A 17,790-nucleotide genomic window follows, 5' to 3' on the forward strand; every position below is an offset into this window, starting at 1 on the left:
TGTTTCATTTCATATGCATCTTATTCTATTTCCAAGTATGAAAATGGTCTATGGAAAGTTTAGTTTTACTCAACTTAAATATAAAGAAGCACCCTTTAAAAGGATGCTTCTTTCCGCAAATTCTGAGTACAATGTGTTATACGATATTAACGCCACCGCTTGCATAACCAACAACTGTATTAATCAGTGTCAAGCCAGTAGCACTACAAGAGAATACCATGAGCAGTCGTGTTCCAGCAGTAACTGGTATGGAAAGCCCTGTTAATAAACCATCTGAAACAGTTCCAATAGCTACTGCTCCGGTGAGAGCTGGAGCAAGTGTGACTGCTGTTCCCAGGATAGGCGAGAACGAGTTATCTGGTGCAGTTGATTCATACAATTGTGCCGTTACAGTAATCGTTGTGCCAACTAGAGCAAGTGCAACTGTATTACTCAAGAATGCAGCCATCGAGGTAATCGTGCCATCACGCGGTACGGAGAAGGCCATATTGGCAACAGCCACCGTATCAATGAGACCACCAATCAGAGAAACACCTGCAGTACTAGTACCAAAAGCAACTAAACTTGTCGTACCGACCAAACCGCCTGCAATTGTTGTTAACGTAACAGGTAAGCCGGATGCGAAAGGAACAATAGCTCCTTCTCCCGTAGCTCCTGTAGCTCCTGTAGCTCCTGTTGCACCAGTTGCTCCAGTTGCTCCGGTTGTGCCAGTAGCACCTGTTAGACCTGTGATTCCTGTTGCTCCAGTAGCCCCTGTTGCTCCTGTTGCTCCAGCTAATCCTGCATCACCTGTTGCACCTGTAGGTCCTGTTGGGCCTGTCCCGCCAGTCGCACCTGTTGCTCCTGCTAAACCAGCATCACCTGTTGCACCCGTAGGTCCTGTTGGGCCAGTTCCTCCAGTCGCACCTGTTGCTCCTGTTAAACCTGCAGTTCCTGTTGCACCCGTAGGTCCTGTTGGGCCAGTTGCTCCAGTCGCTCCTGTTGCTCCTGCTAAACCAGCATCACCTGTTGCACCTGTAGGTCCTGTTGGGCCAGTTCCTCCAGTCGCTCCTGTTGCTCCTGTTAATCCTGCAGTTCCTGTTGCACCCGTAGGTCCTGTTGGGCCTGTTCCACCAGTCGCACCTGTTGCTCCAGTTAAACCTGCAGTTCCTGTTGCACCCGTTGCTCCTGTTGGACCTGTTGGTCCTGCTGGGCCAGATAATCCTGGAGTTCCTGTTGCTCCTGTTGCTCCTGTCGCGCCAGTCGCTCCTGTTAAACCTGTTCCTGTTGCTCCCGTAGGGCCTGTTGGGCCAATTGGGCCAGTTCCTCCAGTCGCACCTGTTGCTCCTGCATCTCCAGTCGCTCCTGTATCTCCTGTTGCACCCGTTGCGCCTGTTGCACCAGTCGCTCCTGTTGCTCCTGTTGCTCCTCCTTCAGGACCTGGAGCTCCTGTTTCACCAGTTGCACCCGTTGCTCCTGTTGCTCCTGTTGCTCCTGTTGCTCCTGTTGCTCCTGTTGCTCCTGTAGGTCCTGTTGCACCAGTGATTCCGGAAGCTCCAGTGACACCTGTTATACCTGTTGCTCCACTTGCACCCGTAATACCGGTTGCACCTGTCGCTCCGGTCGCTCCAGTAATACCTGAAGCTCCTGTTGCTCCCGTAGGACCAGTTGCACCTGTTGCTCCTGTAATGCCAGAAGCTCCTGTTGCTCCAGTAGCGCCTGTTGCACCTGTTGCACCTGCTGCTCCGGCTACTCCTGTTGCACCTGTTGCTCCAGTTCCTCCTGTTGCTCCTGTTGCTCCTGTTGCACCCGTTGGACCTGTAGGTCCTGTTGGTCCTGTGACTCCTGTATCATCGCCTTCTTCAAATTCGATTTCAAATTCAGCTCCGTTATACAGCTGAACTTCAAATTCCTTTGCGAAGAACCAATTGATGCTGTCCAAAAACTGTGTAATCAATAATTGTCTTTGAACTGGACCCAGATCATCATCAAGCTCTAACTTTACTTTTTCTTCGTTGTAGTACTCAATCTTGAGCTTCTCAATATCTTCGATATCGAGTTGATTTAGTAGACTTTCAACTTGTGACCGTTTTGTTGGCAATTTGTTTCCCTCCCGATGATAGTTTTTTAGATCTATACAGTATAGTCAATTAGTTCCTCTAATTCTTGTACATCACCCTAGTAAAAAGACATATTTTTCAATAGTTTTAAAGATTGGGTTATTTCGGGAGTCCATGAGTATGAATTACTTACTGTCATTAACTAAGTTTAAAAACAAAAATAGCCCTCACCTTTCCAGTCAGAAAGGTTACGAGCATTAAAAAAACAGGCCGCAATCCCAAAGTCGGATTACAGCCTGTTTATTCGAAGTGATAACAGATCATTAAGTTTGACGCGCTGCCTGTAACGTTTTCTTTTCGCTCAGACCAAGAATTCGAGTTGTTGAAGAATGAATTTCATCAATAAGCTCTGGATGCTTCAGAAGTGACACACCATAACTAGGTATCATTTCTTTAATTTTCGGTTCCCATTCTTTAATGCGTTCTGGGAAACATTTCGCTACTAGCTCAAGCATAACCGATACCGCGGTAGAAGCTCCTGGAGAAGCGCCGAGCAAAGCTGCCAATGAGCCGTCTGCTGAACTAATGACTTCTGTACCAAATTGTAGTGTTCCTTTGCCAGCAGCTGTATCTTTAATAACTTGTACGCGTTGACCAGCTACAACAAGATCCCAATCTTCGCTTTTGGCGCTAGGGATGAACTCCCGCAGTTCTTCCATCCGTTTCTCTTTTGATAACATAACTTGCTCGATAAGGTATTTGGTCAATGACATGTTCTTGGCACCTGCCGACAACATCGTCACTAAGTTATTCGGTTTAACTGAAGTTACCAAATCAAACATGGAACCTGTTTTAAGGAATTTTGGTGAGAACCCAGCAAAAGGTCCAAACAATAACGACTTTTTATTGTCGATAAATCGCGTATCCAGATGCGGTACAGACATTGGTGGAGCTCCGAGCTTCGCTTTGCCGTATACTTTGGCATGATGCTTCGCGACAACACTTGGATTATTACACACCATGAATATTCCGCTAACTGGGAAGCCGCCAATATTCCGGCCTTCAGGAATACCGGACTTTTGCAGAAGATGCAAGCTTCCACCACCACCGCCGATAAATACAAATTTAGCCGTATGGCGCTCAGTACTGCCGCTGTTGATATTACGTATTTTCAATTCCCACGAGCCGTCACCAGTACGTCTTAGATTATCAACACTGTGTTTATATTTAATATCAACGTTTTTCTTCTTTAAATGATCAAATAGTATACGCGTTAAAGCACCAAAGTTAACGTCCGTACCGGAGTCAATTTTGGTTGCCGCGATCGGTTCATTGGATGGACGATCCTTGATAATGAGTGGAATCCATTCCATTAATTTTTTGGGATCCTCAGAGAACTCCATCCCTTTAAACAAGGAGTTTTTCGACATGGCTTCATAGCGTTTTCTTAAAAACGATACATTTTGATTCCCAAGGACCATACTCATATGAGGCAGTGGCATGATAAAGTCCTGAGGATCCTCGATAAGCTTGCCCTTTACAAGATAAGACCAAAACTGCATAGAATGTTGAAACTGTTCATTAATTTGGATTGCTTTACTTATATCTACAGAACCGTCTGGTTTTTCAGACGTGTAGTTAAGCTCGCACAGTGCCGCGTGGCCCGTACCCGCATTATTCCATTCGTTAGAGCTTTCCTCACCAGCATTTTCAAGTTTCTCAAAAACTTTAATTTCCCATTCCGGCACTAATTCTTTCAGAAGTGTACCTAAAGTCGCACTCATGATGCCAGCACCAATCAAAATGACGTCTGTTGTAGTTTGTCTGTTGCTCATTTTTACCATCCTTATACCCTGAAGTTTGCAGAAAAGATAAAGGCGCGCCTGCTTAAGCGTTACAGCAAGCCAGGTCGCGGCCTAATGAGACACCTTTTCCAGATCATTAATAAGCCATACGAAAATTATTACTTACTATTATATGATAGTTATAAGCCATACGACAAGAAGTGCGTTGAAGAAGTCTTACACTCATGGGCATGAATTCATGTCCTTGTCATAATATGACGAGGCTTTCCAAGGTAGAATGGGGTAGAGGAGAGAACCGATCCAATTATTAGCAATACAAGTATGCCCAAATTCTAATTAAATAATTTTCGCGTCTCAAAAAAATTGCGAATTCCCCTCACTTTTTTGCGATTGCGCTCGTGGTTAACCAGTACTCTTTACTATTATCATTTCTTCCATAAAGTACTTTGCTTACTAACTAGAATACACCCTACTAATGGTAATGTGTATTTTTATGTTTTATTAAATTGATAAATTATTATTATCATCAATAAAACAAAATGAAAGGCAAGAAACATTCACCTATGAAAGCCTGCGTCCATGTACCTGATGCCATCCCTTGCCACACCTCAGCTATCGGCTTAGCCACTTCAATCGCGGACTAATCCTTGTATTTTACCTATAAAGTAAATAATTGGGTCAACTTTACCTTTCTTTATCGAATTCGACAAAAGCCCGCAATTATCGCTATATACAGTTAATTTTTCCCTACTCTATAATGGTTAAATAGTAATAGATTTAGTGGGTATTATGCCTGTAAGTACGATCAAATTGAAAAGGCAAATCATCGGAAACGATGAGACGCAAAGCCATGGCCTAACGCATTCCTTACTCGAATGCTATGGTTGACAGGTTGCCGAATAACTAGGGATGATCCTTTATTCGGGATGATCCTTTTTTTATTCTGGGAAATGGGTAGGAGGGTTCTCATGCATCATTCGCAAGCGGAAAGTTATAATTATGTCCTTGTTTTGCTTTCTTTCGTTATTGCGTTGCTCTCGTCTTACACGGCTTTGAATTTAGCTCGGAAAGTGTCCACTTCAGTCGGATGGCACCAGAAAAGTTGGATTCTGTGTAGTGCCCTTGTCATGGGCATAGGCATATGGTCTATGCATTTTATCGCGATGCTGGCTTATCATTTGCCTAATGGCATCACGTATCATATATCCATCGTCAGTATCTCTGTTCTTGTCGCGGTCGGTGGAGCACTAATAGGCCTCGTCGTCGCCTTTCAAGCCGGTTCGATTCGTTCCAGCTTTCTGATCGGAGGTACCATCATGGGACTCGCGATCAGCGGCATGCATTATATCGGTATGGCTGCTCTACAAAATGTGACGATCCAGTACAGACCCCTACCCTTCACACTATCTATTGTAATTGCCATCTTTGCTTCCATCACAGCACTTTATTTCTTTTTTAAACGCAATCAGCAGCGACTGTTAACGAGTTCTTTAATTATGGGTGCCGCAATTACTGGCATGCATTATATGGGCATGGCAGCTGCTGACATGTCGTTCCCTACGGAAACCCATGCTCATAGTGGCAATGCGATAAATATGGACTTCTACGTCGTAGCCATGTACGTGGCCTTCGGAGCCTTGCTCATCTTTGCAATCAGTTTCATTAGTTCTTTATCCGTAGATCGACGACTATCCGAACAGATTGCGCTCAAAGCTTCCATTTTGGAATCAGCAATCGATTGTATTTTCATGTTTAAATCGCAAGGCTGGATTATTGAATTCAACCCTGCGGCAGAAACGATCTTCGGTTACACGCGCCAAGAAGCGCTGAGACGTACATTTTTCGATCTGCTCTTCCCCTTCGATCAAAATGGACAAGATGCTGCTTTATTGTTTCAACTAATAAGTCAAAAATCTGATTCCGTCATCGGCAAACGATTTGAAATTACGGCATATCGCGCTGATCGCACAACCTTTCCTGCAGAAATTATCATCACGAATAGGGTGTATGGGGGAAAAACGATATTCACAGCCTACCTCCGAGATTTAACTGAAAAAAGAAAATCCGAAGAACTCATACGTCAGTTAGCGTATTACGATCACTTGACTGGATTGCCGAATCGCAATCAATTTAATGAGCAATTTCAACTAGCACTATCCTATGCTCAGCGACATCAGGAAACCTTAGGCGTTTTGTATTTAGATATTTACCGTTTCAAATGGATCAATGACAATTTCGGTCACCTGATTGGAGACCAAACCTTACATAAATTTGCTTCCTTACTTACGAGTTGCTTACCTGAGAAGGGATCCGCCTTCCGACTTAGCGGGGATGAATTCGTCATCTTACTTCCCCAAGGGAATCAAGTAACCCTCATCGAACAAGCCCAAACCATCATTACCTTGTTAAAAATACCTTTCCGTATGGACATTGGCGATATTTTCGTATCTACAAATTTGGGAATTTCCATGTATCCCAACGATGGAGAAACCTTAGAGCAGTTGCTAAAACATGCCGATCAAGCCATGTATGCCGCCAAAGAGTTAGGTCGAAACAATTATCAATTTTATAAGCCAGGCATGCAAATGAAATATGCGCAGCGAACTGGATTTGAACAATATTTGCAAGGATAACCTCCACTTCTGTTTATTCTCCCCCCTTTCAGGGCACGCTAAACCGCATGGTAATGTAAGGGAATTGGGGGAATTGGCATGATCGAACAAATCCGTGCTGAATTGAACAATCCAGCTGACCTATTCTATGACACCCTAGACAACGGCTATATGCCGATGGAAGTGATCTACTTCCCGTCTCTTTGCGATCTTGCTTTAATCAAAAATGGATTGACCGTTCCTTACTCCTATTGCTTTAATCCGGAAGAATTCGAACGGATGCTTAACGCGAATCCAGCCTTTGGGGTAGTGGATCAATCTGATCATTGGACACCTTTGCTGCTTAAAGGGGCTGCCCTTTTTCAAATTGAAGATCAAGTTTATCGATACGATGTACAACGGAAATTTCAGGACAAGCCCGACACCGTTCAGGTTGAAGTTGCGATTCAAGGACCGCAAAGTGCCTTAACTGAAGACTTGGATTTAAATATTAGCCTCGTTCGGATGCGCTATAATGCGCCATCCCTTTGCGTAGAAACGCATACGATTGGTCAAATTTCGAACACGCGCATTACCGTTCTTTATGACAAAGATCTGGTCAATGAAGATGTTCTTGGATTATTAAATGAACGGATTTCCAATATACAAATCAAGCTTCTTCAAGCTGCCGGCCAGCTTATGCAATCGCTATCGGGACGGAGACATCGTTTTTTTCCCGTCATTATCCAAACCGAGAGGCCGGATCGTATCGCAGCCATGCTGGAACGCGGCAAAATCGCACTTCTTCAGGATGGAAGCCGCTTTGGGCTCATTCTTCCAGTGCGGCTCTTTGATTTCCTACACGCCATGGATGATGACTACGAATCCTATTGGATGAGCAAATGCTTACTCATTCTTCGCTATTTGGCTATGTTTTTAACGATTACACTGCCAGCCCTGTATATTGCAATTGTCTCCTATAATCCTGAGGTGCTTCGCGTTCAATTGACACTTTCGATTGCAGGAAGCCGTGTCGTTGTCCCTTATCCGTCTTTTATCGAAGTCTTCATTATGTTATTCATGATTGAAGCCTTGAACGAGGCTAGCCTCAGGCTGCCACGCTATGTGGGCTCGACCGCAACAACCGTTGGGGGTCTCATTCTGGGTCAATCCATCCAACAGGCGGGGTTAGTCAGCTCCATTATGATTATCGTGACCTCCGTTGTCGCGATTTCCAATTTCGTCATTCCTAATAACGGTTTTGGCTACTCGGTACGCTTCGTTAAATATATCTTTGTCATAGCTGCCATATTCTTTGGGTTACTAGGTGTCGTCGTTCTGGGCTTCATCTTAATTTCCTATTGGTGCAGTCTTAGAAGTTTTGGTCAACCTTATCTGGCCTTTTATAACCCCAAACTTGAGGCGAAAGCACACCACTATAACCTTAGAAAGGGGTCAAAATAAATCATGTCGCGGTATACCTACTATCACGTGCTCTATGTCGGCATGATTAATATCATGATGTTTGTCCCCTCGTTGCTGATCCGAGATCGGTTCAATGGTGCTGTTTCGGGTATGCTTATCGCGATGGTGGTTGGCACTATTCTTTCGCTTGGTACCATGGCATGCTTTGAGCGGTTTCCGGGACTCGGCTTTCCTGAAATCTGTGATCGGTATACCCCTAGGTGGTTTACGCAAGCCAATATCTTATTTGCTGCGCTAATCCTATGGTTACCAGCCGGCATTATCGTAATATATGCTTATTCAGAAACGGTTCGTATGTTCTTCTACCCAGATATTAACCCCTATTTGAATTTGTTTCTCATGGCAACCGCGGCCGTGTGGGCTTGCACACGATCTACAAGGACTGTCCAATTCATTCATGAGACCGTGGTTATTCTTAGTTCCCCCATGCTCATTTTGTTTATCATAAAAGCCATTTTCAATGAAAATATTAACTGGGATGCGATACGTTATGTGGCAGGCTATGTGAATAAGCCTCCTTCTTTCACAACGATCGCTGCCTCTACTTTCTTATTCTCTGGCTATCTCAGTCTCCTGATTTTCAATCGGCTATATACAGTAGGATTTAAATTTAATTTCCGCTGGATTGTGCCGCTATTCGGCATTTTATTCTTGCTGATTACTTTTTTTGTGCCTATCGGCTTTCATGGGACAGTTGGGGTTGAGGATTATGTTTACCTATGGAGTATGACAGCGGATTCCATGGTGCTCGAGTACGGGTTTATTAACCGTGTTTTGTTTGCCTTTCTGCTCCTCTTTACAGGACTATCGCTATTGTTCGTCATGAATACCTGGCACACAACGATTATGTTGCTGCGCTACATGATCAATGGCTCCATTGAAGTTGAAGAAGACCCTGCTCCTTGGGTGAACGTATGGCTCGGATTAGGCATCGGCTTCTTCGCTCTTCTTTTCATGCGGGTTATGAATCTGGAACGAAATCAGTATCTCTCCGAGGGTTGGTTAATACTTCGATTTTTCTTAGAAATCTATTTCCTTTTCCTCATGATGTATTTCGTAAGGAAGCAAAAAAAGGAACAGATCCAATTATGAGAAACAAACTATTGCTCACCTGTCTATCCCTTCTACTTGTCTGTTCGTGTCTTGGCGGATGCAGCTTTAAGGATATTGACAAGCGATTCTTCGTCGTCGCCATGGGTGTCGATTGGACAGGTAAGGAGGATAAACCTTATCTAGTAACACTGCGGCTCGCTATCCCCGCTTCAAAGGTCGGCGAGGGGCTCGCCGAAAGCCAGATCGAACATCAAGAAGCCAAAAGTATTGCAGAAGCCGTAAGGAACCTCAAAGCACACGTCGATAAAGAGCTTGATTTCGGTCATTGCCGTATGTTCTTATTTGGAGCTACCTTAGCGAATAAATCCCTCGAAGAGCCATTGAATTGGCTTACCCGAAGACGCGACATTCAATTAATTTCTTATACAGCCATCGCCGAACCTAGTGCTCGAAAGCTGCTTGAGTCCAACCCAACAACCGAAAGACTTGCAGGAAACTCCTTTTTTCTCACCTTCGGAAAAGAGGGAACAGTATCTCCTTACACAGTAACTGCGTTATTGTTCGACACCTTCAGACGCTTCAAGGAAAAAGGGTTAGATCCCTATTTTCCAATCATTAGCTTTGATGGTGATTCTTACGTTGTTGAGCATCTGGCTTTGCTGAATAAAAGCAATCAGTGTCTCGTCCTCAATCCGCAGGAGACACAGCTCTACAATATGAGCGCGAATGAGTTTAGCAAGGCAGGGATCGCTATCACTTATAATGAGAAACCGCTCGCCTTCTATGTAGCGAAAGTTACCCAACATATCTCGATTCCCAAAGCGGATATTCCCGTTGTTAAGATGCAACTCCATCTTACTGGCATGGTTGAACAGGGCGCTTTGGGTTTAGACATTCACAAGGTACAACCGCAGCTTGAGCAGCATGTCAACCAAACTGTAGAGGCTCTCCTCTACAAAATTAGAGATGCCAAGGTTGACCCGTATGGGTTTGGGCTTCATTATTTGGGCCAGCACTTTGGTAAAGAGAAGGATTGGGAGTACTGGAAGTCCGTATATCCAGAGGTGAAGTTCGAGGTAGAAACGCATGTTAAAATCCAAGGTACGGGATTGGTACATTAGGATGCGTGGCCAGCTAGCGATTGGGGAATGCGATTGGGAGCTGTAACTCGTTTTTTTCGAGTTGCGGCAACCAATAGACCGCGGATAACTGCTGTAACTCGATTTTTTCGAGTTGCGGCAACCAGTTGGCCGAGATTACGTGCTGTAACTCGTTTTTTTCGAGTTACGGCATCCAGAGGACAGCGATTACCTGCTGTAACTCGTTTTTTTCGAGTTACGGCATCCAATAGACCGCGATTATGTGCTGTAACTCGATTTTTGAGACTGTCGATTAATTATTTTGAGGGGTCCCAATTCCGTTAAATAGCTGAGAATCGTTCTTCCAAGTCATTTCTAATCGATTAAATATTTTTTCGGTTTGAACTAACTCAATTAAAATCGATTGTAGGGCAAACGCTTGGGAATTAATCGACAGTCTCTTTTTTCGAGTTACGGCATCCAGTTGGCCGCGATTAACTGCTGTAACTCGATTTTTAAGAGTTACTCATTGACGGTAGAAGCGTGCAAATCTTGGTCGCATCTCGTGTATGATTTTGACAGATGCACAAAGAGAAGGCCTTCCCCCTCACCTCATTGAGTTGTGGGAAGCCCCTCTGGGTATTCATATATATTTGATCAAAATACTTTCGACATGCTCCAAATGCTCGCGCATCGCCGCAGAGGCCAGCACGGGATCTCCGCTGACGATCGCTTCATAAATCACCTTATGTTCCTTCAGCAGCTTGACCGCTACTTCCTGATTCGCATAAAGCTCCGCACGGCGGATATCGCGAATCATCATTTCCATGGCGTTGCGGATGGACTCAAACGTTTGCTCCATAATGCTATTATGCGTCGCTTGAACGAGCAGCTGATGGAATCCGAGGTCGGTTCTTTCCCCTTCCGCATCATTGCCTACCGAACTCCCCATGTCTTGCATGATGCGCTGCAGCTGGGCTAAGTCCTCAGGCGTTCGTTTCCGTGCAGCAATGGATGCAATCGAAATCTCCAACGATTGCCGCACTTCCATGAGCTCCAAGAGCGTCGTCCGATTCATGCGAAGCGATGTCCACTCAGGGAGCGTCACCTCGGAGGGCGCATCGCGAATGACGCGGCTTGCTCCCCCCTGTCGAATCTCGATGAGACCCATCGCCTTCAAGGCGCTGAGCGCTTCCCGCATCGTGGAGCGTCCGACGCCGAAGCGCTCGGACAGCTCCTTGGTGGAAGGGAGCTTATCCCCCATTTTCAATTGTCCCTGCACAATCATCTCTTTGATCTGCTGGGCGATCTCATCATAGTGATTCTGTTTCTGCAGCTTCGTAACTTCCATAGGAGTACCTCTTCTATCCGATAAGTAGCACGTGCACAATCCCTGGACCGTGAACACCAATCGTCAAATCGTTCTCAATATCCGCCGAGCGGCTTGGACCCGAGATGAAGTGAATGCCGGCAGGCAAATCTTGTCTTGCTATCTGATCGAGTGGGGCGAGTATCTCGCCTAATCTCGTTCGCAATCGTTCAATCGGCAGCAGGACGATCAAAGCCGTAGGGAGCAGGCTCACCGATCGGCCCTTCTCTTTCGATGATAACACAGTTAGCGATCCGGTGTAAGCCGCCGCATGATCAGCCATAACAATGCCCAGATCCGCATTGGCTGCGCTCGCCTTCCAGTTGGTATCTTCATCGGTATTCCATACCGAGAAGTCAACCTCTGGAAGCGATTCGCTTAGCTCAAGCGCATGCAGCTCGGCTTGATCCTGGTGAATCACACGTTTGACACTTAACGTGTTGACGAGTTCTTGGATTTTAGCTTTGGCTTCATCCATCGAAGGGACCCTAACTACGTATCCGCCTGCGGCATGGAAGTTCGCCGTGAAGTTCTCTACGCGTTCTTCTGGGGACCAGTTGAACGCTTTCCAGCTATCCGAAGCGCCTTGGTAAGGATGCGCGGGCTTCTCGGTCACCCTCGGACGCCCCAGCTTGTTGGCGATGCCTTGGATGAAACGTTCTTGCTCCGCTAGGGATTGCTGATCCAGCACGTTCAGCTTCTCCTGCCACTCTGGCGTAATGTCTCGTTTAGCCATGATGATGTCCTCCCTTTGTGCCCCGCGCTGCCAAAGCCGCAGCCATTCTTGCTTGGATCGCCGGATCAGCTTCAGTAAGCCCATGGCGAATTTCTTGCTCAAGCGTTTTCCAGCCTTCGCGGAACGATGCCTTCGGAAGGCTTGGTGTTACGCGATAGCTATTCCAGCCTTTGAGCGGTCCAACCTTCAGGCGGATGCCGCCATCGCGAACGACCAGCTTCTGGCCGATTCTGCCTAGCTTGAGCACGGCGCTCATTCGCTTCGAGTTGCCCATCAACGCTGCAAAGCCCTTCATCCCCGCCGCCTCGACTTTATCGCCGTGGCCAGCTTCGACCTTGCGCCTGCGCAGCGACACCAACATGTCGTGCAAGGGAATCTTCACGGGGCATGCTTCATAGCAGGCGCCGCAAAGACTTGAAGCATTGGCGATGTCGTCCCACTCCGCCACATTTTTCTTGAGCGCTGGCGTGAGCACAGCGCCGATCGGTCCGCTGTACGTGCCCCCGTAGGCATGACCGCCGATATGGCGGTACACCGGGCACGCGTTCAAGCAGGCGCCGCAGCGGATGCAGTTCAGCAGCTCTTGGAACTCCGGATCGCCAAGTTGCTGCGAGCGACCGTTGTCCACGATGATGATATGCATCTCTTCCGGCCCATCGGCATCTGCGTCTCTTCTCGGACCTGTGATGCCGGACATGTATACGGTCAGTTTCTGACCTGTAGCTGAACGAGGAAGCAACGTTGCCATGACCTCGAGGTCTGACCAAGTAGGGATAATCCGCTCCATCCCCATCAACGTAATTTGCGTCTTGGGCACCGTCGTGACCATACGTGCGTTGCCTTCATTTTCAAACAGGACCATCGATCCGCTCTCCGCAATGGCAAAGTTACAGCCCGTCATCCCGATGTCAGCTTCCAGGAATTTCTCTCTTAATTTCTTGCGCACATAGCCAGCCAGAATCGTCGTGTCCGGGGCCAACGTCTCCCCTGCATCTTTCGATAAGAGCTCAGCGATTTGATATCTATTTTTATGAATAGCTGGAATGATAATATGCGATGGGGTTTCATCCGCCAGCTGAATGATGTATTCGCCTAGATCGGTCTCGATCGCTTCAACGTTAATAGAGGCCAGCGCTTTATTCAAATGCAGCTCCTCGGTCACCATCGACTTGGATTTCACAACCGATTTGGCCTGTTTGGCTGCGGCAATTTCCAGGGAAATTTTGACCGCGTGGGCATCGGTATCCGCAAAATGCACATGAACCCCGTTCGCTCGCGCATTGTTCGCAAACGTCGTTAAGTAATAATCCAAATGCGCAATGGTATGCAGACGAATCTGCCTGCCGCGCTCACGCCAATCGTCCCAATTTCCGTGATCAGCCGCTGCTTTCAGCTTCCCGCCGCGCAGCCGCTCCGTCGTAAACTTGACCGCTTTGCGCAGAAATTCATCGTTCAGCGCGATATCTGCCCGTTCCTTAACCGTTGTCGCTTTCCCCGTAGCTGTGTGGCTCATGCGTGCTTCACTCCTTCATATAGCAGCTCAGCCAAATGCATCACTCTCACCGGCTCGTTGCGATAACGCAAATTCCCTGCAATATTCATCAAGCAGGCCAAATCCAACCCAACCAATACCTCGGCCTCGGTTTCCTTCACGTGGTCTACTTTCTCCTGCACCATGGCACCGGAAATATCCGCCATTTTCACAGAGAACGTCCCTCCGAATCCACAGCAATCCTCGGCAAAAGGCAGCGGAACCAACTCCAAATCTTTGACGCCTTGCAGCAGCGCAAGCGGCTCTTCCTTCACGCCGAGCAGCCTGCTTCCGTGGCAGGACGGATGATAGGTGACTTTATGTGGAAATACAGCACCCATGTCCTTAATATCGAGAACATTAACTAGGAACTGTGTAAATTCGTACGTTTTATTCTGAAGCTGTGTGGCTTTCTCCATCCACTCCGGCTCATCCTTAAACAAATTCGCGTAGTGATGAATCATATACGTGCAAGAGCCCGAAGGAGAAATCACAAAATCACTGTCCTCAAATGCGGTAAGAATGGTCTTCGCAGTTGCTCTCGCTTCATCCCAGTAACCGCTGTTATACGCAGGCTGCCCACAGCACGTTTGCACCTTCGGCAATTCGAGTAGAACACCGTAATGCCCTAGTAGTCGTGCAATCGCTTCGCCAACCTTTGGATATAATGCATCACTTAAACACGTAATAAATAAGGAAACCTTCATGAGAAGCCCCACTTTCTTTCGTTAACTTATCAGGTTGTCAGACATGTTGAGTGTAGCATAAACCCCCTCGTCTTGAGAAGGGGTATTTGCTTAAATTACACAATACTCGAAAAAATAATTTCAGAGGTAGACGAATTCGCAGCTGCGAATTGAAGCATTCGAGCCCCCTCCTCAAACAGAGCATCTTGCTCTTGTTTCGAAAGCACCCGGAATGGTTCTATATGCAAAACAGTATGATCCCGCTTGCTGATCAGCTTCCAAGTTCCCGTTACGAAGCCGTCTACGAGAATAGTTGCCCGGATGATGCCATTCACCGTGAACACACGTTTGCGGTACGTCTCCTCCATAATCCGGCTGCGGTCCGCATAAGAGAGCAGCATATTATCGAACTCGCCGAGGAAGCGTGGTGCGGAAGGTGTATCGGCAGCAGGTCGAGGTGCATCCGGCAGATCGAATAATTCTTCGCCTCGTTCATTTTGGAAGGTGATTAGCTGTGGACGAAGGTTTTTTATCACTTCAAGGATACGAGTAAGTCCTGACCACATCTGGATATCCTTGACGGTAGCCGGTCCGAATGCGGCTAGATATCTCCGAATGAGCCATTCTGGCTCTAACGAAGAGGACAGCGGTTGGCCGAGCCATGCTTCAATTGAAGTATGTACCGCTTGTCCGCTTTCCCCCCAGATGCCTCGCGGTGGCAGTTGCACTAACGGTACCTTATTCCGAACCAATCCCACGGCAGCCTCTGGATCGAGCCCTGACCATTGTTCGGATAGCCGTATGCCCAGTTCGTTCAAAGTCATTGGCTCCTTCTCGACCCACGATCTTCCTGCTACAGCAAGTGTTTCTTGGTCTATGCCATGAAGCTGCTTGCCGAAGGCTCCCTTCAAGCTGCGATCCATAACAGGCTGCAGTAACGGCCGCAGATGCAGGGCGTCATTAGCAGAAGCCAAGTGCAATGTCGATCGCATTAGCGCCATGCGGACAACCTGCTTACTCCGCAAAAGCTCAGACAGTTCTTCATGACGAAACCCGTCTATTCGCGACCACAAACTAAAGTAAGGTGCGTTTGGGGATTGCGCCTGCATCCCGACCAGCCTCTCGAGAGTCTCCAAGACAGGAAGCTTCACACGGGTAAGCAGCATTTGCCTTGCCAGCAGCGCACGATTTAATTCACGGTTCGTGAGTACCTTCATCGTGATATCTCCCATCTAAATACGGTAGTTTTGCTTATCTTCCTATAATAAACGAAACCCCCTGACAACACTATGTCAGGGGGTATGTATTCAGAGTTGCGGCACCTACAGCTTCCGCTGCCACGCCGGGAAACGAAGGGTCATCTTCGTCCATTGACCCAGCACGCTAGCAGGTGTAATCTCGCCGCCATGCTTCGTCACGATCCACTTCGCGATCGCGAGGCCTAGGCCCGTGCCACCCGTGCTGCTGCTGCGCGTCCGCGATTTGTCGCCGTGGTAGAAACGGTCAAAGATATGCGGCAGATCCTCTGCCGCAATGCCGACTCCAGTGTCTTCTACCACCAGCTCTACATCGTGGCCCTTCTTGCGGGCCACCACACGAATCGTGCCATCTGCGGGGGTGAACTTCATGCTGTTGTCGAGCAGAATCACCAGTAGCTGGTGGATGCGCTCCACATCCCCTATCAGCTCAATCTCGCTCTCGACGTCCGTCTCCAGCTTCTGCCCCTTCAATTCAGCCAACGGCTCAAACTTCTGCACGACTTCGTGAATAACCTCCGATAGTTGCAAAGGCTTGAGCATGATTTCCTCTTGATTGGAATCCGCTCTCGCAAGCGTCAGCAGTTGTTCCGTCAAGCGGCCCATCCGCTTCGACTCCTCTAGCACGACAGACAGCGGCTCACTCATATGCAGGATCGATCGATCCGGATGCCGAAACGCAAGCTCTACATTCGCTCGAATAATGGATAACGGCATGCGCAGCTCATGCGAGGCATCTGCCACAAATTGCTGCTGTTTATCCCAGGATTCCTTGATCGGGCGCAGCGCTTGATTCGCTAGATACATACCTGCTAATACGGTTATAGCGCCGCCAACCACGATCCCGATGAGAATAAGCTTCAACAATTGCTTCAGCATATTTTGCTCAGAGTCAATGAGGCTGATGGCTTGAATCGCTACGATCTTGGTCGATGCCTCGCTAAAAAGTGAAGTAGGTGTGATACTGTCTAATCCCTTCGCCTGGGAAATATCGGTCAACACCTTGAGATTCATCAGTTTCGGCTGCTCATATTGCACAGCATGAACGCGATAAGAATGATTATCGAGGCTCACCGTCTGAGGCGCTGGAATCGATCGATACGGCTTGAAGGCATTCACCTCTTTCCGCATCGCAGCACCGCTTAAGATCGGATACGAATTTCCTTGATCATCCCATAGCACCACAAACACGCGCGGATCGATCCCCTGAACTTGAATTAACGTCTTCTTGGTCGTGCCTTCCGCAGGTTCATCAGGCGACATGATTTGCGATTTCGTGTAGAAGAACTGCGCATCCTGCTGGACTCGCTGCTGTAAGGATTCATCCACATTGGCATACAATTGATGGCGTAGTTCGGTATAGACGATCATGCCCAAACAGACGATGATGATGAAGAAAACAACAGCGTTCAACGTCGTTAGACGAATTCGGGTCTTTTTGAACATACAGCATTCTCCTTCAAAATATACCCGACATTCCGAATCGTATGGATCATGTGATCATAATCGTGCGGTTTCAGTTTTTTACGCAAATAGTAGACATACACGTCCACGACATTGGACCCTACATCGGAATCAAGTCCCCAGACACGAAGACAGATTTGCTCCCGCGTTAGAATTTGACCCCGATTCCGCAGCAAGTATTCGAGCAGCTCGAATTCCTTCAAAGTAAGCTCTAAAGGCCTTCCGGCAATAGCAACTTCCTTCGTTCTACTTATCAGTACTAGCTGATCATAAGATAGACGATCTTCGGTCTCGATTCCCCCGCGTCTACGCAGTAAAGCCCGCACCCTGGCAAGTAATTCCGGTACGCCAAAAGGCTTCGTCATATAATCATCCGCACCTGAATCGAGTCCCTTCACCATATCCTCAACGCTATCTCTTGCTGTGAGGAACAGGATTGGCGTCAGCACTTGCTTAGCCCGTAAGGTATGAACAATTTTGACACCATCCATCCCAGGCAGCATCCGATCGAGCACCAACAAATCATAGATACCTTGCTCTGCCAAATAACAGCCCTCTTCACCGCAGGCAGTCGCATCCACTTGGTAGCCTTCTTCTACCAGCAAGGTTCGTATCGTTTGCAGCAACGGCAGCTCGTCTTCCACAACGAGTATTTTCATCGACTTTCCTCCTAGTTGGTATCCGCAACCTCTCTCA

At 47.4% G+C, this 17,790-nt stretch carries 12 protein-coding genes, 1 pseudogene and 1 riboswitch; of the genes and pseudogenes, 4 read left to right on the forward strand and 9 right to left on the reverse strand.

Annotated features, from left to right (window positions below; all coding sequences use genetic code 11):
• Nucleotides 1–136: 136 nt before the first annotated feature.
• Nucleotides 137–2,080: an exosporium glycoprotein BclB-related protein gene (locus tag J2736_RS15470; protein WP_310499500.1), complete on the reverse strand. Its 1,944-nt coding sequence runs from the start codon at nt 2,078–2,080 to the stop codon at nt 137–139.
• A 282-nt stretch (nt 2,081–2,362) separates the two neighbouring features.
• A pseudogene (locus tag J2736_RS15475) lies at nt 2,363–3,916 on the reverse strand (malate:quinone oxidoreductase); the annotation flags it as partial.
• A gap of 735 nt (nt 3,917–4,651) precedes the next feature.
• A riboswitch (cyclic di-GMP riboswitch) is annotated at nt 4,652–4,744 on the forward strand.
• 68 nt (nt 4,745–4,812) lie between these two features.
• On the opposite strand from J2736_RS15475, the gene J2736_RS15480 reads away from it, so the two are divergent.
• The 4 genes from J2736_RS15480 to J2736_RS15495 all read left to right on the forward strand — a co-directional run bounded on the left by J2736_RS15480 (nt 4,813) and on the right by J2736_RS15495 (nt 10,094).
• Nucleotides 4,813–6,477, forward strand: a complete 1,665-nt coding sequence (locus J2736_RS15480) for a diguanylate cyclase domain-containing protein (protein WP_310499501.1) — start codon at nt 4,813–4,815, stop codon at nt 6,475–6,477.
• 78 nt (nt 6,478–6,555) lie between these two features.
• Nucleotides 6,556–7,899: a spore germination protein gene (locus J2736_RS15485; protein ID WP_310499502.1), complete on the forward strand. Its 1,344-nt coding sequence runs from the start codon at nt 6,556–6,558 to the stop codon at nt 7,897–7,899.
• Between the two features lie 3 nt (nt 7,900–7,902).
• Nucleotides 7,903–9,012 (forward strand): hypothetical protein, encoded by a 1,110-nt coding sequence (locus tag J2736_RS15490; protein ID WP_310499503.1) that lies wholly within the window; start codon nt 7,903–7,905, stop codon nt 9,010–9,012.
• Nucleotides 9,009–10,094 carry a Ger(x)C family spore germination protein gene (locus tag J2736_RS15495; protein WP_310499504.1) on the forward strand — a complete coding sequence of 362 codons (1,086 nt, stop codon included), beginning with the start codon at nt 9,009–9,011 and terminating at the stop codon, nt 10,092–10,094. The genes J2736_RS15490 and J2736_RS15495 overlap by 4 nt, the downstream gene beginning before the upstream one ends.
• 601 nt (nt 10,095–10,695) lie before the next feature.
• On the opposite strand, the gene J2736_RS15500 is transcribed toward J2736_RS15495, so the two are convergent.
• The 7 genes from J2736_RS15500 to J2736_RS15530 all read right to left on the reverse strand — a co-directional run bounded on the left by J2736_RS15500 (nt 10,696) and on the right by J2736_RS15530 (nt 17,753).
• The gene (locus J2736_RS15500) at nt 10,696–11,403 is read right to left on the reverse strand and encodes a FadR/GntR family transcriptional regulator (protein WP_310499505.1); all 708 of its coding nucleotides are present in this window, start codon (nt 11,401–11,403) and stop codon (nt 10,696–10,698) included.
• 13 nt (nt 11,404–11,416) lie between these two features.
• Nucleotides 11,417–12,157, reverse strand: coding sequence for a LutC/YkgG family protein (locus J2736_RS15505; protein ID WP_310499506.1), 741 nt, complete (start codon nt 12,155–12,157; stop codon nt 11,417–11,419).
• Complete coding sequence (locus J2736_RS15510) at nt 12,150–13,670, reverse strand: LutB/LldF family L-lactate oxidation iron-sulfur protein (RefSeq protein WP_310499507.1); 1,521 nt, start codon at nt 13,668–13,670, stop codon at nt 12,150–12,152. Before J2736_RS15510 ends, J2736_RS15505 begins: the two co-directional genes overlap by 8 nt.
• Nucleotides 13,667–14,395, reverse strand: coding sequence for a (Fe-S)-binding protein (locus J2736_RS15515; protein WP_310499508.1), 729 nt, complete (start codon nt 14,393–14,395; stop codon nt 13,667–13,669). Before J2736_RS15515 ends, J2736_RS15510 begins: the two co-directional genes overlap by 4 nt.
• A gap of 95 nt (nt 14,396–14,490) precedes the next feature.
• The gene (locus J2736_RS15520; RefSeq protein WP_310499509.1) at nt 14,491–15,591 is read right to left on the reverse strand and encodes a winged helix DNA-binding domain-containing protein; all 1,101 of its coding nucleotides are present in this window, start codon (nt 15,589–15,591) and stop codon (nt 14,491–14,493) included.
• Between the two features lie 105 nt (nt 15,592–15,696).
• Nucleotides 15,697–17,076: a sensor histidine kinase gene (locus J2736_RS15525; protein ID WP_310499510.1), complete on the reverse strand. Its 1,380-nt coding sequence runs from the start codon at nt 17,074–17,076 to the stop codon at nt 15,697–15,699.
• Nucleotides 17,049–17,753, reverse strand: coding sequence for a response regulator transcription factor (locus J2736_RS15530; protein WP_310499511.1), 705 nt, complete (start codon nt 17,751–17,753; stop codon nt 17,049–17,051). The genes J2736_RS15525 and J2736_RS15530 overlap by 28 nt, the downstream gene beginning before the upstream one ends.
• Between the last annotated feature and the right edge of the window lie 37 nt (nt 17,754–17,790).

It is taken from the genome of Paenibacillus qinlingensis, from assembly GCF_031455095.1.
In the GTDB taxonomy this organism is placed as follows: domain Bacteria; phylum Bacillota; class Bacilli; order Paenibacillales; family NBRC-103111; genus Paenibacillus_E; species Paenibacillus_E qinlingensis_A.